Genomic DNA, 22886 nt, shown 5'->3' with positions numbered 1-22886 from the left:
AGCCTGCTCGCGATAGCGCTGGGTCAGCTTGCATCCATGTCGAATGTACCGCCGTCATCGCGGGCAAGCCCCAATGCCAGTCAGTTAAGGATCAAACCGCACAAACCCTGTGGGAGCAAAGCTTGCTCGCGATTGCGGTAAGTCAGTCAGCAACAATGTTGACTGATCTGTCGCTATCGCGAGCAAGCTTTGCTCCCACAGGTCTGTGGCTTAACTGATCGGCATTAGGGCAAGCCCGGCTCCCACAGATTCCGCGTGGTTCATGAAAACAGCGTCCAACCGCCAATCCTCTCGCCCATCGCTCTAACACCTTCGTATAGATCCTTCATACCCAGACATGCCCCCGCTGACCTTATGTAGAAGTGTCGGACGCCGAGCCGACGAATACCATTTCCTACAGCGAACCGAAGCTGAATGCATGAAGCCACGCACGTTCGGGTACTTCGCGACACGGTCACGCTGAAACAGCTGAACAATTCAACGTATCGATTTTGTCTTCGGGAGCACATCATGAAACAGCATATTCTGGTAATTGGCGCAGGTTTCGGTGGGGTATGGAGCGCGTTGAGCGCAGCCCGTCTGTTGGACCAGCATGATCGCAACGATGTGCAGATCACTGTCCTGGCGCCCCAGGCGGAACTGCGGATCCGGCCACGTTTCTATGAGCCGGACGTCCATACGATGAAGGCCCCGTTGGACGAGTTGTTCAACGCGGTCGGGGTGAACTTCGTGCAAGGCTCGGCGGATAGCGTCGATGCCGATCTCAAGCAGGTGGGCTATCGCGACGCCTCCGGCGCCCAAGGCACGCTGAACTATGATCGACTGGTGCTTGCCGCCGGCAGCCAACTGATGCGCCGCGAGTTCAACGGCGTCGTCGAGCATGCCTTCGACGTCGATGAAATCGAGCAGGCAACCCGTCTTGAAGCTCATATCAAGTCCCTCGCAAACCTGCCGGAGAGCCCTGCCCGCAACACCGTGGTGGTGGCCGGCGGCGGTTTTACCGGGATCGAAACCGCAACCGAAATGCCCGCCCGCCTGCGCGCCGCCTTGGGCGAACAGGCCAACGTCCGCGTTATCGTCGTCGACCGCGCACCAGAGATCGGCGCTTCCCTGGGCGAAGGCATCCGTCCTTCCCTGATCGAAGCGTCGGCTCACCTGGGCATCGAATGGATCCTCAACGCCTCGGTCGAATCCGTGGATGCCAGCGGCGTCACCCTGTCGAACGGCCAGCGCATCGAGTCCAACACCGTGGTCTGGACCGTGGGTTTCCGTGCCAGTCCGTTGACTGAACACGTACCCGGCACCCGGGATCGCCAGGGCCGCTTGCACGTCGACGGCAATCTGAAGGTATTGGGCCAGGACCACATCTTCGCCGCCGGTGACGTGGCCTATGCCGCCACCGACACCGTGGGCAACTACGCGGCGATGTCCTGCCAGCACGCAATCGCCCTGGGCCGCTATGCCGGCAATAACGTCGCCGCCGACCTGCTGGGCGTGGCACCGATGACCTACAGCCAACCCAAGTACGTGACCTGCCTGGACCTGGGAGCCTGGGGTGCGGTGTACACCGAAGGTTGGGATCGTCAGCTCAAACTGGTGGGTCAGGAAGCCAAGAGCCTGAAGAACCAGATCAACTCGATATGGATCTACCCGCCTGCCGCCGACCGCGCAACAGCCCTGGCATCGGCTGACCCATCGATTCCGGTGGCGTGATTTCATTTTCCGACTCCGGCCAGGTCCCTCCTTTCTGAGCCGGTTTTTCCCAGACACCCGCCGTTGATAGTTAGGCGGGTGTTTTTCTTGTCTGCCCAGCCTGAGTAAGGCACTCGTGGTGAACATGGATTTACTGTGTGCGAGCCCGCTCGCGAAGGCGGTGGCTCAGCTTACGACAATCTGGGCATCCTCAGACTCATCCACCGACGCCCTCCTCAATGCAGATCGAACACATCGCCGTGAGGCAGCACCTGGTAGCGCGGCTGCAGAGGTCAACGTCGTACCATCACTCCAGTAACGAGACGATCCGCGGCTCGATCGAACCTGCACTCACCTCAAGCAACCCCAGCGTCACCGGCAACTTGAAACGCCGCCGGCCGGCACTACCGGGGTTCATGTACAAGCGCTCACCGCGCCATTCAATACCTGGCTTGTGGGAGTGCCCCGTGATGACCACCTTCACACCCGGGTCGAGCGCAGCGGGCACATCGGCAATGTCATGCACCAGCAGGACCTGCCACCCACACAAATCGAATTGCAGACTATCGGCAAGGTACCCGGCCCAATCGGCATCGAGGTCGTTATTGCCACGCACCACGTGCAGCGGAGCAATGGACGCCAGTTGTTCGAGGATCCCCGAGCTGCCGATGTCGCCGCCGTGAATGATCCGCTCACACCCCGCAAGCGCGGCAAGCGCTTCGGGACGGAGCAATCCGTGGGTATCGGAAATGACGCCGACTTTCATGAGAGTCTCCCACACTGTGTCTGCACCGACGCCTGCTTCGTCGCAACTGGCTAACGTGCTGGAATTGAATAAGATAGGCTGCGCAGCCATAGTGCGCAGACTTGTCGTAAAAGGAAATATTGATGCTGGGACGCAAACGGCCGGAGCCCAAGAGCGAAAGCTCCGTCGAGGACTTCGACCCCCAGGCTGCGCGGCCAGGCGCGGCATTGAGGCTTACCATCAGTTTCATGCTGGTGGTGGTGATAGCCTTCCTGTCCGTTGAAGGCTGGAGAACATGGCGTGACTACCGTGCTGCATTTTCGGCCGCCCGCGATTCGGTGACGAACCTGGCGCGGGCGACAGCCCAACACGCCGAAGACACCATCCGCCAGGTGGACGTAGTCACCGCCGCACTCGCCGAACGGGTGGAAGGTGACGGGATCGAGAACATCGATATCTCGCGCATCCACAAGCTGCTGGTGCAGCAGTCCGCCATCATCCCGCAGTTGCACGGACTGTTTATCTACGGGCCCGACGGACAATGGGTGGTCACTGACAAGGAGACGATCCCGGAGCCGGCGAACAACGCCGACCGTGATTATTTCCAGTATCACCGCACCCATGCGGATCGAAACGTGCGCATCGGCGAGGTCATCAGGAGCCGGTCCACCAATGATCTGGTCATTCCCATCTCCCGACGCCTGAACAACCCCGACGGTTCGTTCGCCGGCGTACTGCTCGGAACGGTCAAGGTCAGCTATTTCGTGGACTACTATGGCGACTTCAAGATCGATGACAAGGGCGCCCTGGTCCTGGCCATGCGCGACGGTACCGTTCTGGTCCGGCGCCCCTTCGTCGAGACAGTGATCGGCAAGAGCCTGGTCAATAGCGTGATCTTCAAGAACTTCCTGCCGACGTCGAACCAGGGCACCGCCGAAGCCCGTGCGGTGATCGACGACACCGAACGCCTGTATGGCTACCGTGCCCTGACCACGTACCCGTTGGTGGTGGAAGCCGGCCTGTCCCGGGACTCCATCACTGCGCCCTGGCGTCGCGATCTGCTCAAGACCGGGTTCGTGCTGGTTTTCCTGATCGTCATCCTGCTCGGCTTCGGGCTCATCGTGTTGAGCCAACTGCGCTACCGGATGAGCATGGAAAAGCAGATCCGTCATGCGCACCAGAGCATGCGGGACATGGCGCTGTCCGACAGCCTGACCGGGCTGGGCAATCGCAGGAAGCTGGACCTTGCCCTGGCCGATGAGCTGCGCCTGGCCAGGCGTCAGGGCTCCTCCCTGGCGTTGATCATGCTCGATGTCGATTACTTCAAGCGCTTCAACGACAAGTACGGACACGCCGCCGGGGATGAGTGCCTGCGGGCAATTGCCGGGGCGATCCAGGGCGCGGTCAAGCGGCCGGGCGACCTGGCGGTCAGGTACGGCGGCGAAGAATTCACCGTTCTGCTGCCCAATACCGACAGCACGGGTGCCAGCAAGATCGCCCAGGAAATCCTCGACGCCATCAGGGCGCTGGACATCGAACATGTCGATCATCCATTGGGCATCGTCACGGCCAGCGCCGGCATCACCACCAGCCAGCCGGGCACGGTGGATGTGACGCCCGCCATGCTGATAAAAGCCGCCGACGCCTTTTTGTACCTGGCCAAGAACACCGGGCGGAACCGCTGGTGCAGCGCCAGCGCAACATCGGGTTGATCCTTGTACGGGACAGCCGTGCATCGGTCCGGAACGCGCAAATCCAAGTCCACAGGTGCCGGCAAGGCGCCTGGCAGCTACAATGGCCGCTTCGACCGTGACCAGCCTGACTAAAAACACATGTCCTTGCCCAAACATCATCTCGAATTGCTCAGCCCTGCCCGCGACGTGACCATCGCCCGCGAGGCCATCTTGCATGGCGCCGACGCCGTGTATATCGGTGGCCCGAGTTTCGGCGCGCGTCACAACGCCTGCAACGAGGTGGGCGATATTGCCCGGCTGGTGGAGTTCGCCCATCGCTACCACGCCCGGGTGTTCACCACGATCAACACCATCCTGCACGACAACGAACTGGAGCCGGCCCGCCAGCTGATCCATCAGTTGTACGATGCAGGTGTCGATGCATTGATCGTCCAGGACCTGGGGGTGATGGAGCTGGACATCCCGCCGATCGAGCTGCACGCCAGCACCCAGACCGACATCCGTACCCTCGCCCGGGCCAAGTTCCTCGATCAGGCCGGTTTTTCGCAATTGGTGCTGGCCCGCGAGCTGAACCTGCAGGAAATCCGCGCCATCGCCGACGAAACCGATGCCGCCATCGAATTTTTCATCCACGGCGCGCTGTGCGTGGCGTTCTCCGGCCAGTGCAATATCTCCCATGCCCAGAATGGGCGCAGCGCCAACCGTGGCGACTGCTCCCAGGCCTGCCGCCTGCCCTACACCCTCAAGGACGACCAGGGCCGGGTCGTCGCCTACGAAAAACACCTGCTGTCGATGAAGGACAATAACCAGAGCGCCAACATCCGCGCCCTGGTGGAAGCCGGCGTGCGCTCGTTCAAGATCGAGGGGCGCTACAAGGACATGGGCTATGTGAAGAACATCACCGCCTACTACCGCCAGCGCCTGGACGACGTCCTCGAAGACCGCCCCGACCTGGCCCGCGCGTCCAGCGGTCGTACCGCGCACTTCTTCGTGCCCGACCCGGACAAGACCTTCCACCGTGGCAGCACCGACTACTTCGTCAGCGAGCGCAAGATCGACATCGGTGCCTTCGACTCACCGACCTTCACCGGCGTGCCGGTGGGCGTGGTGGAAAAAGTCGGCAAGCGCGACCTGCAGGTCGTGACCTTCGATCCGTTGTCCAACGGCGACGGCCTGAACGTGCTGGTCAAGCGTGAAGTGGTGGGCTTCCGGGCCAACATTACCGAGCCGAAAGGCGAGTTCGAAGAAGACGGCCAGAAGCGCTACCGCTACCGCGTCGAGCCGAACGAGATGCCGGCGGGCATGTACCAGTTGCGCCCCAACCACCCGTTGAGCCGCAACCTGGACCATAACTGGCAGCAAGCCCTGCTCAAGACCTCATCCGAGCGCCGTGTCGGCCTGGCGTGGGTCGCGCGCCTGCGCGAAGAACACCTGGAACTGACGGCCACCAGCGAAGAAGGCATCAGTGCCAGCGTCGCCCTGGCCGGACCGTTCGGCGTGGCCAACAAGCCGGAGCAGGCCCTGGAGCAATTGCACGACCTGCTCGGCCAACTGGGCACCACCGAATACCACGCCACCGCCATCGAGCTGGATGCGCCCCAGGCGTTCTTCATTCCCAACTCGCAGCTCAAGGCCCTGCGTCGCGAAGCCATCGAAGCCCTGACCGCCGCCCGCATCAAAGCTCACCCCCGCGGTGGCCGCAAGGCCGAGACCAGTCCGCCGCCGGTGTACCCGGAGTCGCACTTGTCGTTCCTGGCCAACGTCTACAACCAGAAGGCCCGGGACTTCTATCATCGCCATGGCGTCAAGCTGATCGACGCGGCGTTCGAGGCTCACGAAGAAACCGGTGAAGTGCCGGTAATGATCACCAAGCACTGCCTGCGCTTCTCGTTCAATCTCTGCCCCAAGCAGGCCAAGGGCGTCACCGGCGTACGCACCAAGGTCGCGCCGATGCAGCTCATCCACGGGGATGAAGTCCTGACATTGAAGTTCGACTGCAAACCCTGCGAGATGCACGTGGTCGGCAAGATCAAGGGTCACATCCTCGACCTGCCGTTGCCGGGCAGCACCGCTCAGCCGGTGGTCGGTCACATCAGCCCAGAAGATCTGCTCAAGACCATCCCCCGCGCCCCGCATTAAGCAACACCGTAATGGCCTGTGGGAGCGGGCTTGCTCGCGAAAGCGGTGGATCTGTCACTGAAATGCTGACTGGACCGCCGTCATCGCGGGCAAGCCCGGCTCCCACAGGTCAGGTGGCATATGCAAAGACCGCATACACCCTGAATCCTCTGTGGGAGCGAGCCTGCTCGCGATAGCGGTGGGTCTGTCACGCAGAGGTTGAATGTACTGCCGTCATCGCGGGCAAGCCTGGCTCCCACAAGATCAGGTGGTGAATGCAAAGACCGCATACACCCTGAGTCCTCTGTGGGAGCGAGCCTGCTCGCGATAGCGGTGGGTCTGTCACGCAGAGGTTGAATGTACCGCCGTCATCGCGGGCAAGCCCGGCTCCCACAAGGTCAGGTGGCATATGCAAAGACCGCATACACCCTGAATCCTCTGTGGGAGCGAGCCTGCTCGCGATAGCGGTGGGTCTGTCACGCAGAGGTTGAATGTACCACCGTCATCGCGGGCAAGCCCGGCTCCCACAAGGTCAGGTGGCATATGCAAAGACCGCATACACCCTGAGTCCTCTGTGGGAGCGAGCCTGCTCGCGATAGCGGTGGGTCTGTCACGCAGAGGTTGAATGTACTGCCGTCATCGCGGGCAAGCCTGGCTCCCACAAGGTCAGGTGGCATATGCAAAGACCGCATACACCCTGAGTCCTCTGTGGGAGCGAGCCTGCTCGCGATAGCGGTGGGTCTGTCACGCAGAGGTTGAATGTACCGCCGTCATCGCGGGCAAGCCCGGCTCCCACAAGGTCAGGTGGCATATGCAAAGGCTGCGGACGCCGCCAATCCAATGTGGGAGCGGGCTTGCTCGCGATAGCGGTGGGTCAGCTTGCACTGATGTTGCATGGACGGCCGTCATCGCGAGCAGGCTCGCACAGTGGCGCTGCCCGCCTGGTTGTTTTTCATTTCTGCGCCGTTTTTGCTTGAGTGTGCGACAAATCCACTTCATAGGCTCCCTGCCCGCTGAGCAGCAGTGTTAGGTTGCGTAGTTGTTTCGCCAATGAAACATCTTCTCTCAACTCCTCTGCAAAGGAATGCCCCCCAGCAATGGACTTCTCGCTCAAGCACCTGGCTGTGACCACCCTGCTGCTGTCCAGCTTCGCAACGTTCTCCGCGCCAGCGTTCGCCAACATCACCGCACAGCAGAGCGCAACGCTCGTCAAAACCCTCGCTGACACTTCGGTCACAGACTTCAGGCAATTTCTGGGCAATGTGGCCAAGAGCGACCTGGCCAAAACGGCTGGCCTGGGCCCGGCCATCAGTGCCTTTCTCGACAACAACCCCCTTTCGTCCGAACAGCAGAATGAAATCCATCGTCTGCTGGGCATCTACGCGCGAGTGAAATACGGCAACGCAGCCACCGAAACCCTGAAAGAGCTGGTGGCAATCCCGACCTTTCGCAAAGACGGCGTGGCTCAGCACGAGAATCCCGAATTCCTCAAGATCGCCGACAAGATCAAGAGCCTCGCCCAGGCCTTCAACCTGAACTTCCGCAACGTCGACAACCGTGTCTATGAAATTTCCCTGCCGGGCAGTGGCGACGAAGTCGTAGGCATCCACGCCCATGCCGATGTGGTGCCGGTGACGCCGGAAAACTGGGTGCTGAAGGACGGCACACGGCTCGATCCGTTCAAAGTCACCCTGGTGGGAGACCGCATGTACGGCCGGGGTACCGAGGACGACAAAAACGGTATCGTCGTAGCGCTCTATGCCATGAAGATCATCAAGGAAGAGAAGCTGCCGCTGGCGAGGAGTTTCAAGCTGCTGGTGGACACCACCGAGGAAACCACCGGTGACGCGATCCCCTACTACTTCGAACACAATCCGACGCCGAATTACAACCTGGCACTGGATGGCGGCTACCCTGTCGTGATTGCTGAGAAAGGCTACGGCACGGTCATGGCGAACTTCCCCCGCCGTCCTGCACAAGGCAAAGGCGCCGAAATCACAGCACTGACTGGTGGCCTGGCAACCAACCAGATTCCATCGACATCGGTGGCCACCTTCGTCGCTGACAAGCCTGCCGAACTGGCCGCCAGCCTGCTCAAGGCCGGTACCGATTATGCCAAGCGCAACGGCGGCAACTTCGAGGTCGCCAGCAAGGTCGTCGACAAGGGGGTCCAACTGACCTTTACCGGTGTTTCCGCTCATTCGTCAGAACCCGAAACAGGCGTGAACCCGGTGGCACGGATGTTGGTCTTCATCAACGGCCTCGAGGGCCAGGTGGTGCTCAAGCACAACCACATCACCGACGCCGCCCGCTACGCCGCCGACAACTGGGGCCTGGACTACCTGGGCAAACAATTGGAAATTGGCTTCTCCGATGCATTCATGGGCCCGTTGACCGCCTCACCGACCTATGTCGGGATGGATGACAAGACCTTCAAGCTCGCCGTCAACCTGCGCGTTCCAGTCGGCAAGTCCACCGAAGCGCTCAAGACTGAGATTGCCGATAAACTGGCGGCATGGAGCAAGAAGTCCCACGTAGCGGTGGCCTTCGATTATTCCATCGATGATCCGATGTACCGCAACCCCGAGGGCGAATGGGTCAAGGCGCTGCTGGCAGTGGCCACCGAGAACCTGGGCATGGAACACAAATATGGCACCTCCGCAGGCGCCACGTCGGTCCACGATCTGCCCAACGGCGTGCAGTTCGGTCTCGCAATGCCCGACGTCAAATACACCGGGCATAACGACAACGAGTTCAAGACGGTCGAGCAGTTCATGTTGGACTTGCAGATCGTGACCGAGATGATGGGGCGGATCGGGCAGATGCCGAAGCTCTGAGCACACCTGCCGGCCAGGTAGTTCCAGGCTGGCAGGTTTTAATGTGGCGAGGGGGATTTATCGAAACGTCGCACCGCCCCGCTCGGTTGCGCAGCGACCGCAAGATTTTGGGGCCGCTGCGCAGCCCAGCGGGATTAATCCCCTCGCCACAGAGCGTTTTATTCCTTCAGGGAACTGGCGCTCGGGTCCACGACCTTTCCTGTTATGTCAGTCAATTCCAATCCCCACTCCCCATGCAGGTACCAATCCTCCCCGATCATCTCAGCCGGATGCATGGTCCGGTCGGCGCCGTTGCCACAGGCCAGGGCGTTCGACGCGCAGTAACGGTCGCAGCCCCAGCAGATGCGTTCAGGGTGTTTGGGACTTACGGGAAAGGGCTTGGCCATGGGAACCCCGCTGACAGATGGGTGTAGCTGCACCCTACCGCGCCAGTCCCGTACAGCCCTTGATTTCGATCAAGAGCCTTCCTCTCATCGCTTTCATGGAATCACGCTGAAAATTGACAATAATCATTATTATTCGCAGCAAAGCTCCCTAGACTCCGGCCAACTCTTACGTTGTCCAGGAAGCCATCATGCGCACACTTGTACCTCTGTCTCTCGCCCTCCTTGTTCTCACGCCGCTGGCCCAGGCCAAGGAATACCCCATCGGCGAACCACAACAGTGCCCGGGACTGGAAGTCGGTGCGGTGTACCTGCAACCGATTGAAATGGCCCCAGCCGGCATGATGCGCGCCACCGCCGATTCCGATGTCCACCTGGAAGCCGACATCCGCGCCACGGCGGACAACCAGCAAGGTTTCCAGGAAGGCAGCTTCGTACCCTACCTCAACGTGTCGTTCCGGCTGAAAAAACAGGGCACCGACACCGAACTCAAGGGTGACTTCCACGCCATGGTCGCCAATGACGGACCCCACTATGGCGACAACGTGAAGCTGCTCGGCCCGGGCAAATATCAACTGACCTTCACCGTCCTGCCCCCAGGCGGTCATGGCTCACTTGGTCGTCATACCGATAAGGAAACCGGCGTCGCGCCGTGGTTCGAACGTTGTGAGTTGCATTACGAATTCGTCTACGCCGGGATCGGCAAGAAAGGCGGGTATTGAAGGTGGCCCGTCGAACCTGCGGGCAGCCAGCCACAAGGCATGGACGCTTGGCCTGGCTGATGCTGGCGAGCGTGCTGCCTTCAATGGCCCAGGCCGAGTTGCCAACCTATGAACTGAGCATCCGCGACGGACATTTCACCCCACCGCTGTTGGAAGTAGCGGCCGGGCAGCGCTTCAAGATCGTACTGAACAACATCGGCCAGGGCCCGGCAGAGTTCGAGAGCACACCGTTGCGAGTGGAAAAAGTGCTGTCGCCGGGGGTCACCACCTTTGTCGTGATTCACCCGCTGCGTCCGGGACGCTATCCGTTTTTCGATGAATTCAATCCGCAACTGCCCGAGGGCGGCATCCTGGCCCAGTGATCGGTCAGCAGGAGGCGTTTGCATGACTCAATCGATGTTTATTGTCTGGCGCGAAAGCGTCGAGGCATTGTTAGTGCTCGGGATTCTCCAGGCCTGGGTCAGCCGTCAGCAACAGACCCGGCCGTTACTGCGCTACGTATGGAGCGGCGCGGCCCTGGGCCTGCTGCTTTCGACCGGGCTGGCTGGTCTGATCCTGCTGGCCGGCGAGGCCATGAGCGGCGCGGCCAACGAATGGTTCCAGGCCTCGCTGGCGCTGGTCGCCAGTGTGCTGATCGTGCAGATGGTGGGCTGGATGCACCGCAACGCCAGCACGCTCAAGCAGGAGCTGACCCGCCACGCCGATCAGCGCCTGAGCCGCCAGGGTGGCCTGGGACTGCTGGTCCTGGCGCTGCTGGCCGTCAGCCGCGAAGGCAGCGAAACCGTGGTGTTCCTGTATGGCGCCGGTGCTCGCTTGCACGGGTCGCAACTGGGCTTGTTTGCCGTTGGCGCGGTGGCTGGGCTGGTGCTGGCGCTGCTGACCGTTTCCTTGCTGCACAGCAGTCGACGGGTCATCTCATGGCCACGTTTCTTTGCTATCAGCGAAGCGATTCTTTTGCTGCTTGGAGCGGCGTTGCTGGTCAGCGGCATCGAGCGGATCGGCGGGCAGTTGCTGGCGATGGACTGGCCTGAGGCAGTGTATCGCGGCATTGGTGACGCGTTGTGGGACAGCAGCGCGATCCTGGATGACGGTCATGGGTTCGGTGGTTTCCTCGCTGATTTTGCCGGGTATCGCGCGAGTCCCGGCGCGCTGACGTTGCTGGCGTGGATCGGCTATTGGCTGGCAGTCGTCGGCTGGCTGCGGCCCCGCAAGGAGGAACCCCTGCCATGCCCGACCTGAATGCCTGGCTCCAGCGCCTGGGTGACGGCATGCGACGCCACGGCGCGACCATTCGCGCCATGCAATGGGCGGTGGTGCTGTTTTATGGGGTGCTGCTGGTGGTACCTGCATTCCTGTCCTTGCCGAACAGTCAGGCGCGCCTGTTCGATAACCTCACGTTGCTTGCGCAGTTTCTGTTCTGGGGCCTCTGGTGGCCCTTCGTGTTGCTGTCGATCGTGCTGTTCGGCCGGCTCTGGTGTGGTGTGTTGTGTCCCGAAGGTGCCTTGAGCGAATGGGCCAGCCGATACGGCAAAGGCCTGGGCATGCCCCGAGGCTTGCGCTGGGCCGGCTGGCCGACCGTGGCGTTCTGCCTGACCACAATCTATGGCCAACTCGTCAGCGTCTATGACTATGCCCAGGCTGCGCTGTTGATCCTGGGCGGCTCGACCATCGCGGCAGTGATCGTCGGCTTGTTGTTCGCCCGGGGCAAACGGGTGTGGTGCCGCTACTTGTGCCCGGTCAGCGGTGTCTTCGCCCTGCTCGCCCGCCTGGCGCCAGTGCATTTTCAGGTGGACGAACAACGCTGGCTGGAAAACCCGACGCCCCGTCGACCACCGCCCAATTGCGCACCGTTGCTGGACATTCGTCGCATGCGAAGCGCCGCCGACTGCCATGCCTGCGGTCGCTGCAGCGGCCAGCGTGACGCCGTCCGCCTGATCGCCCGTTCCAGCAACCAGGAAATCCTCCGTTCGACACCGAACAGCGTCTCGCCGTGGGATGTGCGCTTGCTGTTGTTCGGCGTCATAGGCCTGGCCATGGGGGCTTTTCAGTGGACCGTCAGTCCGTGGTTCATCGCCTTGAAACAGAACCTGGCCCAGTGGCTGGTGACCCATGACGTGCTCTGGCCCCTTCAGGACAACGCGCCCTGGTGGCTGCTGACGCACTATCCGCAACTCAATGACAGTTTCAGCTGGCTCGATGGGTTTTGCATCCTCGCCTACCTGGGCATGAGTGCCTTGCTGCTGGGTGGCTCGTTGACGCTGCTGATACGTCTGGCGGCGAAAATATCGGGGGATACTGCACACTATTGGCCCTTGGCCATCACCTTGACGCCTCTTGGTGGTGCAGGACTTTTTCTCGGCTTGTCGGCCACTACGGTGAAGCTGTTGCGCTATGAAGGGTTCTTACTCGAATGGGTGCAGCCAGCCCGGGCCGCGATTTTGCTGGCGGCGATGGCCTGGAGTCTGTGGCTGGGTTGGAAACGCTTGGAACAGATGCCCCCGGTTCGACGATTGCCCGCCATGGCATGCCTGGCATCGGCCTGCGGCTTGGCGGGGTATGGGTGGTGGTTGCAGTTCTGGGGGTGGTGATCCCGCAAGACTGTGTATACGCCGCCAAACCCGTGGGAGCGAGCCTGCTCGCGATGACGCCGGCACATCCAACATCATCCTGGACTGACCCACCGCTATCGCGAGCAGGCTCGCTCCCACATGGGGTTTGCGGCGTACACAGCATCCCGTACAACGCAAAACCTGTAGGAGCGAGCCTGCTCGCGATGACGCCGGCACATCCAACATCTTCCTGGACTGCCCCACCGCTATCGCGAGCAGGCTCGCTCCCACATACCTTTCACCCCGACTCGACTACACCTTGAACCGCGCCACCGTCTCATGCAGTGAGCCGGCCATCTGCGCCAGGTCCTGGCCGGCCGTGTCGGTATGCCGTGCCCCCAGCAGCACCTGCTCCGACAGGTTGCGAATGCCCACCAGGTTGCGATCCACCTCCCGGGCTACCAGGGCTTGTTGTTCCGTGGCACTGGCGATCATCAAGTTGCGCTCGTTGATTTGCGAAATGGAGCGAGCGATTTCATCCAGGGCGTCACCGGAGCGCTGGGCGACCTGCAAGGTGGCCTGTACCCGCTCGCTGCTGCTTTGCATGGCCGTCACGGCGTGCCCGCTGTCCTGGCGGATGTTGCCGATCATGTCCTCGATTTCACGGGTCGAGTCCTGAGTACGATGGGCCAGCGCGCGGACTTCGTCGGCCACCACCGCGAAGCCACGCCCGGCATCACCGGCCCGGGCGGCTTCGATGGCGGCGTTCAGGGCCAGGAGATTGGTCTGTTCGGCGATGCCGCGGATCACGTCCAGCACCGAACTGATGTCCTCGACCCGCCCTGCCAACTGCTGGATGCGCGCCGAAGTGTCCGTCACACCGTCCGCCAACGCCGAAATGGAAGCGACCGTTTGCTGAACCTGTTCACGGCCACGCTGGGCGGTCTGCTCGGAGACCCGCGAGGCTTCGCTGGTGCTCACGGCGTTGCGCGCCACCTCGTCCACCGCCGCCGTCATCTGGTTCACCGCCGCCGCAGCCTGCTCGATCTCCATGCCCTGCAACTGCAGCGTGCTATTGGTCTGGCTGCTCACCGCACTCAGCTCTTCGGATGAACTGGCCACCCGGTCTACCGAGGCCGCAATGTGACGGACCATGGTGTTGAGGCTCTGCTGCATGTCGTGCATGTTGCTCATCACACTGTCGTTGGCGCCGACGCCCACCGGTACCCGAATCGTGAGGTCACCCTGGGCGATGTGGCTCAGCACCCGTGCGGCATCATCGGGTTCACCGCCCAACGGACGGGTCACGCTGCGGGTTACCAGTATCGCCACGGTACTCACCAGGGCCAGGCAAGCCAGGACCAGTGTCAACATGTTGCGCCGCGCGTCGCTGTAGCGCGCCTGGGCCAGGCGCTCACGCTCGACAAAGAGCTTTCCCTGCATCGCCATCAGCCCTTCCAGGCTTTTGTACACCTCAAGCTCGGCCGGGATCACACCCTGCCTGAGTTGCGTCAGCGCATCATCCATCGCGCCCTGGCGGATCAATGCCTGCACCTGGACGAACGCGGCCACGTAAGCCTCTCGATGCTTCTTCAGTTCGGCAAAAGCTGCCTTGCCTTCGGGTTGAAACAACAGCGGCTCCAGCGTCGCGAAGGCCTCGGTGATGCGTTGCCGCGTGGCATCGATGGATTGCTGCACCTGGGTGTTGTTCTTGTCGATCAGCAAGTCCCGGGTATTCCTGGCGTTATCGCGCACACCTGTGGCGATCACCATGATCGGGTCGATCTTCGGCCAATCCTGCCTGACGATCTGCTCGGCCTGGTCGCGCAACACAGCCAGGTCGTGCAAGGCGTACAACGCCAGGGCGATCAAGGCCAGTGGCGCGATGGCAAAGCCGATCACGATACGCTGGGCGGTGGTGAGTCTGGTCATATCAAATGCTCCCTGTTCAACTACCTGCCGATCCGGCAGCGCATTTGAAAACCTCGGAAAAAAGAGTGGCCCGGTCATCCCGGGCCGCGGTGTCGTGCGTCCCGACAGCGGTTCAGCTGCGCAAAACGAATGACGGGAACAATTCGCGCAGGGCAGCCCACAGTTCGGGCTGCAAGGCGTGTGCCGAAACGCTGGAGAGGTGCGGGTCGAGCATCCGGGCGGTGCGCACCAGTTGCACGGCGAACCGGGTGACACCCCGTTCGCTCAGGCGTCGGGCCAGGGTCAACAGCCGTTCGGGGTCGAACAGATGCCAATGCACCGTGGTGCGACACTCGTAATCCACGCCGCTGTCCAGCAGATGGTCGAGGCTGCGCCAGTTGGCCGTGCCACTGCCCTCGACCCGGGTCACGTCCAGGGCATCTCCGGGCAGCGCCTTGACGTCGAAGCCCACCCAGTCGGCTTGCCTGATCACCTTGGCGAACGCCGTCGGCTTGATACCGGCGCTGTGCAGGCCGATGCGAAAACCCAACTGCCGTACCTCCTCCATGGCCGAGGGCAGGCCGTCCTGCAAGGTCGGCTCACCGCCGCTGAACACCACGGCGTCGAGCAGATCCTGGCGGCGCTGCAGAAACGCCAGAACCCGACACCAATCCACTTCCTCGTTGCCACGTGGCGGGATCAGTTGCGGGTTATGGCAATAACGACAACGCCAGGCGCAGCCCTGGCAAAACAGTACGCAGGCCAGTTGGCCCGGATAATCGAGGGTGGTCAGGGGCACCATGCCCCCGACCCGCAGCACTCGACTCATGGACGCCCGGCCGCGCGTTCAGTGAAATGCACCCGCTCGCGGTGCTCGGATTGCTTGCCAGGATTGAACGCTGCCACCGGGCGGTGATACCCCATCACCCGAGTCCAGACTTCACAACGTTGGCGCTGGGCCAGTGGACGATTGCTCGATTCATTCATGGTGAAACTCCTTGCGGTGGATGATCGGATCAGTGAACGCTGCGTGCCTGCTGCTGTTGCAGCAACAACGCCTCGTCACATTTGGGACAGAACTCGTGTTCACCGGCCAGGTAGCCGTGCACCGGGCAGATGGAAAACGTCGGCGTGACCGTCAGGTACGGCAGCCGGAAGCGCCCCAGGGCCTTGCGCACCAATTGCTTGCAGGCCTGGGTGGAAGAAATCTGTTCGGCCATGTACAGGTGCAACACGGTGCCACCGGTGTACTTGCATTGCAGTTGGTCTTGCAGCTCCAGGGCCTCGAACGGATCGTCGGTAAACCCCACCGGCAGTTGCGAAGAGTTGGTGTAGTACGGCGCAACCGGGCTGCCGGCCTGCAGGATATCGGGGTAGCGCTTGAGGTCTTCCTTGGCGAAACGATAGGTGGTGCCTTCGGCCGGCGTGGCTTCCAGGTTATAGAGGTGGCCGGTTTCCTCCTGGAAACGCAGCAGCGTCGCCCGCACGTGATCCAGCAACCGCAATGCGAACTCGCGCCCCTGCTCGGTGTGCAGCCCTTGTTGGTCGTCGGTGAAGTTGCGCAGCATTTCGTGCAGGCCGTTCACGCCGATGGTGGAAAAGTGATTGCGCAAGGTACCCAGGTAACGCTTGGTGTAGGGATACAGGCCGGCATCCATGTGGTGCTGGATCACCTTGCGCTTGACCTCCAGGCTTTCTTTCGCCAGTTCCATCAGGGTATCGAGACGCTGCAACAGTGCGCTGGTGTTGCCCTTGTACAGGTAGCCCAGCCGTGCGCAGTTGATCGTCACCACCCCCAGCGAGCCGGTCTGCTCCGCCGAACCGAACAAGCCACCACCGCGCTTGAGCAGCTCGCGCACATCCAGTTGCAAGCGGCAGCACATTGACCGCACCTGGTTGGGTTGCATATCCGAGTTGAGGAAATTCTGGAAGTACGGCAAGCCGTAGCGGGCGGTCATTTCGAACAGGCGGTCGGCGTTTTCACTGTCCCATGGAAAATCGTGGGTGATGTTGTAGGTCGGGATCGGGAAGGTGAACACCCGCCCTTTCGCATCGCCGGCCTGCATCACCTCAATGTAGGCACGATTGATCAGCTCCATTTCCGCTTGCAGGTCGCCATAGGCGAACGGCATCTCTTCGCCGCCGATGATCGGAATCTGCTCACGCAGATCCTGCGGGCAGACCCAATCGAACGTCAGGTTGGTAAACGGCGTTTGCGTGCCCCAGCGCGATGGGACGTTGAGGTTGTAGATGAACTCCTGCAACGACTGGCGGACCTCGTCGTAGTTGAGCCGGTCCTTGCGCACGTAGGGCGCCAAATAGGTATCGAATGAGCTGAAGGCCTGGGCCCCGGCCCATTCGTTCTGCAGGGTGCCAAGAAAATTCACCATCTGCCCCAGGGCGCTGCTCAAATGCTTGGGCGGTCCGGCCTCGACCCGCCCCGGCACGCCATTGAGGCCTTCGTGCAACAGCGTGCGCAAGGACCAGCCGGCACAGTAGCCCGCGAGCATGTCCAAGTCATGGATGTGCAAGTCGGCCTCGCGGTGCGCCTCGCCGATGGCCTGGCTGTAGACTTCGTCGAGCCAATAGTTGGCGGTGACCTTGCCGGACACGTTGAGGATCAACCCGCCGAGGGAATAACCCTGGTTGGCGTTGGCCTGCACACGCCAGTCTTCACGGTCGAGGTATTCGTTCATCGAGGTCGCGACTTCCACCAGGGTGCGACGATCCCGGCGCAGGCGTCCGTGTTGCTCGCGATAAACGATGTAGGCACGCATGGCGAGGAAGAAACCGGCATCCATCAGCACCCGCTCGACCCGGTCCTGGATCTGCTCGACGTTCAATCGCGACTGCCCTTCCAACCGGGCAAGCACGGCTTTGAGCAGCTCTTCGGCTTCGGCCTCGGCATACTCGCTGGTGGCCTTGCCGGCAGCGATCAGCGCCTGACGAATCTTGTCCGCATCAAAGGCGACCACACTGCCGTCGCGCTTGTGCAGGCGGTTGCACCCTACTGAGATCAACGTGCTTTGCATTTGGGCTCCAGACACTACATATAGACTCTTTAAGTTCATAAAACACAATATGCAGTGGAGAGTACGGGTTGAAGGCTGGTTTGCAATTGACTGATGTCAAGAATCGGGGGAGTCAATTGGTAGGGATGTGACTGGGCTGCCGTCATCGCGAGCAGGCTCGCTCCCACAGGGGACTTGGGTGAACACAGATCTCGCAATCAACCCAAACCCAATGTGGGAGCGAGCCTGCTCGCGATAGCGCCAGCACAGGCAACGATGCTCCTCACCCCCCACTCATGTTCATGAACCGCACGATCTGCACCTCCCCATCCGGGTTGAAGTCGTGGCGCAGGGGCTTGCCGCGCAAGGCGTGTTGCACCGCCTGGATCACCGGCTGATCATCCAGCGGATAGCGCCGCAACAGGCCACGTAGGTCGAGGGAGTTCTCTTGCCCAAGGCACAGCAGCAAGCGCCCTTCAACGGTCATGCGTACCCGGTTGCAACTGGCGCAGAAGTTGTGGGTGTTCGGCGAAATGAAGCCGATCCGGGTTGCACAATGCTGCTCCAGGCGTACATAGCGCGCCGGCCCGCCGCTGTTCTCGGCACTGTCGAGCAATCGGTGATGACGGGCGATCACGGCCCGCACCTCGTCACTGGAACAGAACGACTCACCCCGGGAACGCCCTACTTCTCCCAACGGCATTTCCTCGATGAAGCTGATATCAATGCGCTGCTCGATGGCGTATTGCACCAACGCCGGCACCTCATCGAAATTGCGCCCTTTCATCACCACGCAGTTGAGCTTGACCCGCTCGAACCCGGCCGTCTTCGCCGCTTCAATGCCCGCCAGCACCTGGTCGAGGTTGCCGTTACGGGTGATGGCCCGAAAGCGTTCCCCGTCCAGGCTGTCGAGGCTGATGTTCATGCGCTTGACACCAGCGTCGACCAGCGGCCGGGCCAACCGCCCCAGCTGCGAGCCGTTGCTGGTCATCACCAGCTCCCGCAGGCCGGGCAATGCCGCGATGTCGCGGCACAACCCGACGATGCCCGGGCGAATCAACGGCTCGCCGCCGGTCAGGCGGATCTTCTTCACCCCCAGGCCGACGAACAGCCGCGCCAACCGCTGGAGCTCTTCCAGGGTCAATACCTGCTGGCGCGGCAGGAAGGTCATGTTCTTCGCCATGCAATACACACAACGAAAATCACAACGATCGGTCACCGACATCCGCAAATAATCGATCTGGCGCCCAAATCCATCCTGCAGCACAGCGTTCATGAATGCCCCCTGTTCGAAGCGATGCTCACTGCACCAACGGCGAGTCGGCGCCCTGAAGATGAATGCCACGGATGTCCGCCGCACCGATCAGGGTTTGCAGGTACTGCACCAGGGCTTTCTGCCAGACGCCCTGCTGCAACTGAGTGCGGATCGCCGTCGCCACCGCCTCGTAAGGCAACGGCTGGCCGTCGATACGCTGGTCGATGCTGATCACGTGCCAGCCATAGCGACTCTCCAGCGGTTTTCCGCACAATCCCGCCGGCAGGGCAAACAACTGGCGCTCCAGCTCGGGCACGGTCTGCCCCTTGCTGATCTGCCCCAGCGACCCGCCCTGCTCCTTGGACGGACAAGCCGAATGCATCCGGGCCAGATCGGCGAAGCTGCCCGGGGCCTGGTCCAGTCTTTCCAGCAGCAGCTCGGCCTGGACATGCGCGAGGCTGCGACCCTCGGCGTCGTCCGGCGCGCATTCGAGCAGGATATGCCGCACTGCCAGCAGCGGTGCGCTGTGAAAGCGCGCCCGGTTGCTTTCGTAGTAGCGCAAGCAGGTCGCCTCGTCGCATTGCGGCACCTGCACTTCGCGCTCGAGCAGCAGCCGCGTCGCCGCCTCCTCCTCGTTTTCACCGGCACCGACCTGCAGGGACAAGCCCAGCTCGGTAATGCGTTGCTGGAGCAACTCCCGAATCACCAGAGCCCGCGCCGCCTGATAGACCGCATCCTCACGGCTTCGCGCCGGGTGATACTGCAGCTCCTGGGCCATCGCCTGCGGGGTGATCGAGACCCCGTTGACGCTGATGATCGGCCACTCCTGCTCACTGCTGGCGATCAACTGCGGCGGCGCTTGCTCAACCGCCACCGGCTCGAACTGCACCGCCCCCAGGGGCGCGACGTCCGCCACGGGCGCCGCTTTTGCCGAAGAACCACAGCCGCCGCTGCCGCCGTTACCACCACCACATCCGCATCCACTGGCCATGATCGCCTCCTCAGAATTTCTGCCGAACGATTTGATAACGCCGTCCCAGGTACCAGACCGGCGCACTGACGATGTGCACCAGGCGGGTGAACGGAAACAGCACGAACAGGGTCAGGCCCAGCAGCACATGGAGCTTGTAGACCAGGCCCACCGGCGCAATCGACGTGGCAGCGTCAACCGGACGCAACAACACAGTGTTCTGCGCCCAGTCGGCCAGCATCACCATCACCGAACCGTCCATGTGGGCAGTGGAGGCAACGATGGTCATCAGCCCCAGTACCAACTGCACCAGCAATACCACCAACACCAGGATGTCCGAGGTATTGGACGTAGCGCGAACCCGCGGGTCGCTCAAGCGCCGGTTTAGCAGCATCAGCAAACCGATCAGGCCCAGTGCGCCGAAGAAGCCACCGGACACCATCGCCAACAACTGCTTGTTCTCGGTGCTCAGGACATGGTGGTAGACCGCCGACGGCGTCAGCAGGCCCACGAAGTGGCCGGCCAGCACGAACAGCACGCCGACGTGGAACAGGTTGCTCGCCACCCGCATGCCGCGGTTGCTCAGCATCTGGCTGGAGCCGGCTTTCCAGGTGTATTGGGCCAGGTCGAACCGCGCCCAGCTACCGATCAGGCAGATCGCCAGGGCGACATAGGGGTACACCCCGAACAACAACAAATCCCACTTAGACATTGCCCACCTCCCCGGCCGGCGCAGCGGCCCGCCCTTCATGCTGAAAATCCACCCAATGCAACGGCACCGCACTTTCTTCCCGGGACCTACCCGGCGCGCTCGGCAGCGAACTGCAACGGTCCTGCTGTTCGGCCTTCATGAAATCCACCGCCTCTTCCTCCCAGACCCGGTCCAGTGCTTCGAGGGAGTCATCCCGTGGCTCGGCCTTCACTTGCTCACGCAACTCGGCGACCGCGCCCTGGGGTTCGGCCCCGGCGATCTGCAGCAAGGCCCGGAAGCAACTGGCGTAGGCGCTTTCACGCTCATCCAGGCGCGCGGCGAGCAAGGCCAGCAGGTGTGCGACATCCGCCAGACCCTCGCGGGCCTCGAGGTCCTCACGGGTGGAGAGATATTCCAGGTACAACGGGATGTAGTCGGGAAGCTCCTTCACGCCGATGGCGAAACCGGCCGCTTCGTACTGGGCCATCATGTCCACCATGGCCTGGCCCCGGTCGCGGGACTCGCCGTGGACATGTTCGAACAGCAACAGCGACAGCGAACGTCCACGGCCGAACAACGCGCCGTAGTGTTCCTGGCCGTCCATCAGGTCTTTGCCGCAGATCACCTCCAACAATTCGAACAATCCGGCACGCTGGTTTGGGCTGATTTCCCGGGCCTGAAGAATCGCTTGTTCCAACTCGTCACGACCGGCTACCAGGGTTTCGGTCGGGTAGTCGAGCAGCAACGAAATCACCTTGAGAATGCGCATGCTCATTCCTCCCACAACTGCACGGTCTTGATCACGTCACGACGGTTGGCCTTCTTGCCGCCAAACATGTTGGTGTCGGAGCTGCCGCTGCAACCGCTGCCGAAACTGAAGCCGCACCCGGAACGCTCGGCGAACGCATCGCTCATGGCGTCTTCGCGGTGGGCACTCGGCACGACGAAGCGGTCTTCGTAGTTGGCGATGGCCAGGTAGCGGTACATCTCCTCGACCTGGTTCACGCTCAAGCCGACATCGGCCAGCACTTGCAGGTCCTTCACGCCGTCCACCTGTTCGGAGCGCTTGTAGGCACGCATCGCCAGCAGACGCTTGAGGGCCAGCTTGACCGGCTTTTCATCGCCGGCGGTCAGCAGGTTGGCCAGGTAGCGCAGCGGGATCCGCAGGCTGTCGACGTCCGGGATCACCCCGTTCATGCCCACGGTGCCGGCGGCGGCAGCGTTCTGGATCGGCGACAGTGGCGGTACGTACCAGACCATCGGCAAGGTGCGGTATTCCGGGTGCAGAGGCAGCGCAAGCTTCCAATCCACGGCCATCTTGTAGACCGGCGAGCGTTGCGCCGAATCGATCACCGACTGTGGCACGCCATCGGCCAGGGCCTGGCGAATCACCGCCGGGTCGTTCGGGTCGAGGAAGATCTCCAGTTGCTCCTCGTACAGGTCCTGTTCGTTGGCGGTGCTCGCCACTTCGCTGATGCGGTCGGCGTCATACAGCAATACGCCGAGGTAGCGAATCCGGCCGACGCAGGTCTCCGCACAGACCGTTGGCATCCCGGCTTCGATGCGCGGGTAGCAGAAGATGCATTTTTCCGACTTGCCGCTCTTCCAGTTGAAATAGATCTTCTTGTACGGGCAGCCGCTGATGCACATGCGCCAGCCGCGGCATTTTTCCTGGTCGATCAGGACGATGCCGTCCTCTTCGCGCTTGTAGATCGCACCGCTCGGGCAGGACGCCGCGCATGCCGGGTTCAGGCAGTGCTCGCACAGGCGCGGCAGGTACATCATGAAGGTGTTTTCGTACTCGCCGTAGATGTCCGCCTGGATCTTGTCGAAGTTCTTGTCCTTGCGCCGCTTGGCGAATTCGGTGCCGAGGATTTCCTCCCAGTTCGGGCCCCACTCGATCTCCATGCGCTTGCCGGAAACCACTGAACGCGGCCGCGCGGTTGGCTGGTGCTCGCCCAGGGGCGCGGTGTGCAGATGCTGGTAATCGAAGTCGAACGGCTCGTAATAGTCGTCCAGGCCCGGCAGGTCCGGGTTGGCGAAGATATTCGCCAACACGCGGAATTTGCCGCCGATGCGTGGGTTGATCGAGCCGTCGGCATTGCGGACCCAGCCACCCTTCCATTTGTCCTGGTTTTCCCATTCCTTGGGGTAGCCGATGCCGGGCTTGGTCTCGACGTTGTTGAACCAGGCGTATTCCATGCCTTCACGGCTGGTCCAGACGTTCTTGCAGGTGATCGAACAGGTGTGGCAACCGATGCATTTGTCCAGGTTCAGGACCATGCCGATCTGTGAACGAATCTTCATT

Annotated in this window: 19 protein-coding genes; 8 read left to right on the top strand and 11 right to left on the bottom strand. The window is 61.9% G+C overall.

Annotated features, from left to right (window positions below; translation table 11 throughout):
* Window positions 1-510: 510 nt before the first annotated feature.
* A complete protein-coding gene (locus AD665_RS05235; RefSeq protein ID WP_024780966.1) occupies window positions 511-1713 on the top strand; it encodes an NAD(P)/FAD-dependent oxidoreductase in 1203 nt (400 codons plus the stop codon).
* Window positions 1714-1999: 286 nt separating this feature from the next.
* On the opposite strand, the gene AD665_RS05230 is transcribed toward AD665_RS05235, so the two are convergent.
* Window positions 2000-2458 carry a metallophosphoesterase family protein gene (locus tag AD665_RS05230; protein WP_053191237.1) on the bottom strand — a complete coding sequence of 153 codons (459 nt, stop codon included), beginning with the start codon at window positions 2456-2458 and terminating at the stop codon, window positions 2000-2002.
* A gap of 122 nt (window positions 2459-2580) precedes the next feature.
* Here AD665_RS05230 and AD665_RS05225 point away from each other — a divergent pair, with 122 nt between their 5' ends.
* The 3 genes from AD665_RS05225 (at window position 2581) to AD665_RS05215 (ending at window position 9086) form a co-directional block, all read left to right on the top strand.
* Complete coding sequence (locus tag AD665_RS05225; protein ID WP_024780968.1) at window positions 2581-4149, top strand: sensor domain-containing diguanylate cyclase; 1569 nt, start codon at window positions 2581-2583, stop codon at window positions 4147-4149.
* 120 nt (window positions 4150-4269) lie between these two features.
* Complete coding sequence (locus AD665_RS05220; RefSeq protein WP_053191235.1) at window positions 4270-6270, top strand: peptidase U32 family protein; 2001 nt, start codon at window positions 4270-4272, stop codon at window positions 6268-6270.
* A 1076-nt stretch (window positions 6271-7346) separates the two neighbouring features.
* Entirely contained in the window at window positions 7347-9086 is a 1740-nt protein-coding gene (locus AD665_RS05215) for a dipeptidase (protein WP_053191233.1), read from the top strand.
* Between the two features lie 158 nt (window positions 9087-9244).
* Here the strand turns inward: AD665_RS05215 and AD665_RS05210 are convergent, their stop codons facing one another.
* Window positions 9245-9472 carry a DUF3079 domain-containing protein gene (locus AD665_RS05210; protein ID WP_033034908.1) on the bottom strand — a complete coding sequence of 76 codons (228 nt, stop codon included), beginning with the start codon at window positions 9470-9472 and terminating at the stop codon, window positions 9245-9247.
* A 188-nt stretch (window positions 9473-9660) separates the two neighbouring features.
* Here AD665_RS05210 and AD665_RS05205 point away from each other — a divergent pair, with 188 nt between their 5' ends.
* The 4 genes from AD665_RS05205 to AD665_RS05190 are packed head-to-tail and all read left to right on the top strand — an operon-like array spanning window position 9661 to window position 12779.
* A complete protein-coding gene (locus AD665_RS05205) occupies window positions 9661-10191 on the top strand; it encodes an iron transporter (RefSeq protein WP_053191231.1) in 531 nt (176 codons plus the stop codon).
* Between the two features lie 59 nt (window positions 10192-10250).
* Window positions 10251-10553 (top strand): cupredoxin domain-containing protein, encoded by a 303-nt coding sequence (locus AD665_RS05200; RefSeq protein WP_053191309.1) that lies wholly within the window; start codon window positions 10251-10253, stop codon window positions 10551-10553.
* 22 nt (window positions 10554-10575) lie between these two features.
* Complete coding sequence (locus AD665_RS05195; protein ID WP_053191229.1) at window positions 10576-11430, top strand: FTR1 family iron permease; 855 nt, start codon at window positions 10576-10578, stop codon at window positions 11428-11430.
* Window positions 11418-12779 (top strand): 4Fe-4S binding protein, encoded by a 1362-nt coding sequence (locus tag AD665_RS05190; protein WP_053191227.1) that lies wholly within the window; start codon window positions 11418-11420, stop codon window positions 12777-12779. Before AD665_RS05195 ends, AD665_RS05190 begins: the two co-directional genes overlap by 13 nt.
* Window positions 12780-13052: 273 nt before the next feature.
* Here the strand turns inward: AD665_RS05190 and AD665_RS05185 are convergent, their stop codons facing one another.
* From AD665_RS05185 to narH, 9 genes are all read right to left on the bottom strand, one after another.
* Entirely contained in the window at window positions 13053-14672 is a 1620-nt protein-coding gene (locus AD665_RS05185; RefSeq protein WP_053191225.1) for a methyl-accepting chemotaxis protein, read from the bottom strand.
* Between the two features lie 112 nt (window positions 14673-14784).
* Entirely contained in the window at window positions 14785-15480 is a 696-nt protein-coding gene (locus AD665_RS05180) for an anaerobic ribonucleoside-triphosphate reductase activating protein (RefSeq protein WP_033034906.1), read from the bottom strand.
* Entirely contained in the window at window positions 15477-15638 is a 162-nt protein-coding gene (gene nrdD / locus AD665_RS27990; protein ID WP_024780381.1) for an anaerobic ribonucleoside-triphosphate reductase, read from the bottom strand. The genes AD665_RS05180 and nrdD overlap by 4 nt, the downstream gene beginning before the upstream one ends.
* A gap of 29 nt (window positions 15639-15667) precedes the next feature.
* Window positions 15668-17683, bottom strand: a complete 2016-nt coding sequence (locus tag AD665_RS05170; protein WP_053191224.1) for a ribonucleoside triphosphate reductase — start codon at window positions 17681-17683, stop codon at window positions 15668-15670.
* Window positions 17684-17945: 262 nt separating this feature from the next.
* Window positions 17946-18938, bottom strand: coding sequence for a GTP 3',8-cyclase MoaA (gene moaA, locus AD665_RS05165; RefSeq protein WP_053191222.1), 993 nt, complete (start codon window positions 18936-18938; stop codon window positions 17946-17948).
* A gap of 25 nt (window positions 18939-18963) precedes the next feature.
* Entirely contained in the window at window positions 18964-19908 is a 945-nt protein-coding gene (locus AD665_RS05160; protein ID WP_053191220.1) for a peptidylprolyl isomerase, read from the bottom strand.
* A 10-nt stretch (window positions 19909-19918) separates the two neighbouring features.
* Window positions 19919-20599, bottom strand: a complete 681-nt coding sequence (gene narI / locus AD665_RS05155) for a respiratory nitrate reductase subunit gamma (protein ID WP_024776635.1) — start codon at window positions 20597-20599, stop codon at window positions 19919-19921.
* Window positions 20592-21347 (bottom strand): nitrate reductase molybdenum cofactor assembly chaperone, encoded by a 756-nt coding sequence (gene narJ / locus AD665_RS05150; protein ID WP_024776634.1) that lies wholly within the window; start codon window positions 21345-21347, stop codon window positions 20592-20594. Before narJ ends, narI begins: the two co-directional genes overlap by 8 nt.
* 2 nt (window positions 21348-21349) lie before the next feature.
* Entirely contained in the window at window positions 21350-22885 is a 1536-nt protein-coding gene (narH, locus tag AD665_RS05145) for a nitrate reductase subunit beta (RefSeq protein WP_053191219.1), read from the bottom strand.
* Window position 22886: the final 1 nt, after the last annotated feature.

This window comes from Pseudomonas corrugata (assembly GCF_001269905.1).
Taxonomy (GTDB): domain Bacteria; phylum Pseudomonadota; class Gammaproteobacteria; order Pseudomonadales; family Pseudomonadaceae; genus Aquipseudomonas; species Aquipseudomonas corrugata.
Note: the sequence above shows the minus strand (reverse complement) of the source record. Positions and strands in the feature narration are given on the sequence as shown.

Excerpts from the sequence above, each read along its gene's own strand:
- narJ (WP_024776634.1), bottom strand. The coding sequence starts at position 21,347 with ATGCGCATTCTCAAGGTGATTTCGTTGCTGCTCGACTACCCGACCGAA.
- AD665_RS05225 (WP_024780968.1), top strand. The coding sequence starts at position 2,581 with ATGCTGGGACGCAAACGGCCGGAGCCCAAGAGCGAAAGCTCCGTCGAG.
- AD665_RS05235 (WP_024780966.1), top strand. The coding sequence starts at position 511 with ATGAAACAGCATATTCTGGTAATTGGCGCAGGTTTCGGTGGGGTATGG.
- narH (WP_053191219.1), bottom strand. The coding sequence starts at position 22,885 with ATGAAGATTCGTTCACAGATCGGCATGGTCCTGAACCTGGACAAATGC.
- moaA (WP_053191222.1), bottom strand. The coding sequence starts at position 18,938 with ATGAACGCTGTGCTGCAGGATGGATTTGGGCGCCAGATCGATTATTTG.
- AD665_RS05200 (WP_053191309.1), top strand. The coding sequence starts at position 10,251 with ATGCTGGCGAGCGTGCTGCCTTCAATGGCCCAGGCCGAGTTGCCAACC.
- AD665_RS05185 (WP_053191225.1), bottom strand. The coding sequence starts at position 14,672 with ATGACCAGACTCACCACCGCCCAGCGTATCGTGATCGGCTTTGCCATC.
- narI (WP_024776635.1), bottom strand. The coding sequence starts at position 20,599 with ATGTCTAAGTGGGATTTGTTGTTGTTCGGGGTGTACCCCTATGTCGCC.
- AD665_RS05160 (WP_053191220.1), bottom strand. The coding sequence starts at position 19,908 with ATGGCCAGTGGATGCGGATGTGGTGGTGGTAACGGCGGCAGCGGCGGC.
- AD665_RS05170 (WP_053191224.1), bottom strand. The coding sequence starts at position 17,683 with ATGCAAAGCACGTTGATCTCAGTAGGGTGCAACCGCCTGCACAAGCGC.
- AD665_RS05195 (WP_053191229.1), top strand. The coding sequence starts at position 10,576 with ATGACTCAATCGATGTTTATTGTCTGGCGCGAAAGCGTCGAGGCATTG.
- AD665_RS05220 (WP_053191235.1), top strand. The coding sequence starts at position 4,270 with ATGTCCTTGCCCAAACATCATCTCGAATTGCTCAGCCCTGCCCGCGAC.
- AD665_RS05205 (WP_053191231.1), top strand. The coding sequence starts at position 9,661 with ATGCGCACACTTGTACCTCTGTCTCTCGCCCTCCTTGTTCTCACGCCG.
- AD665_RS05180 (WP_033034906.1), bottom strand. The coding sequence starts at position 15,480 with ATGAGTCGAGTGCTGCGGGTCGGGGGCATGGTGCCCCTGACCACCCTC.
- nrdD (WP_024780381.1), bottom strand. The coding sequence starts at position 15,638 with ATGAATGAATCGAGCAATCGTCCACTGGCCCAGCGCCAACGTTGTGAA.
- AD665_RS05210 (WP_033034908.1), bottom strand. The coding sequence starts at position 9,472 with ATGGCCAAGCCCTTTCCCGTAAGTCCCAAACACCCTGAACGCATCTGC.
- AD665_RS05230 (WP_053191237.1), bottom strand. The coding sequence starts at position 2,458 with ATGAAAGTCGGCGTCATTTCCGATACCCACGGATTGCTCCGTCCCGAA.
- AD665_RS05190 (WP_053191227.1), top strand. The coding sequence starts at position 11,418 with ATGCCCGACCTGAATGCCTGGCTCCAGCGCCTGGGTGACGGCATGCGA.
- AD665_RS05215 (WP_053191233.1), top strand. The coding sequence starts at position 7,347 with ATGGACTTCTCGCTCAAGCACCTGGCTGTGACCACCCTGCTGCTGTCC.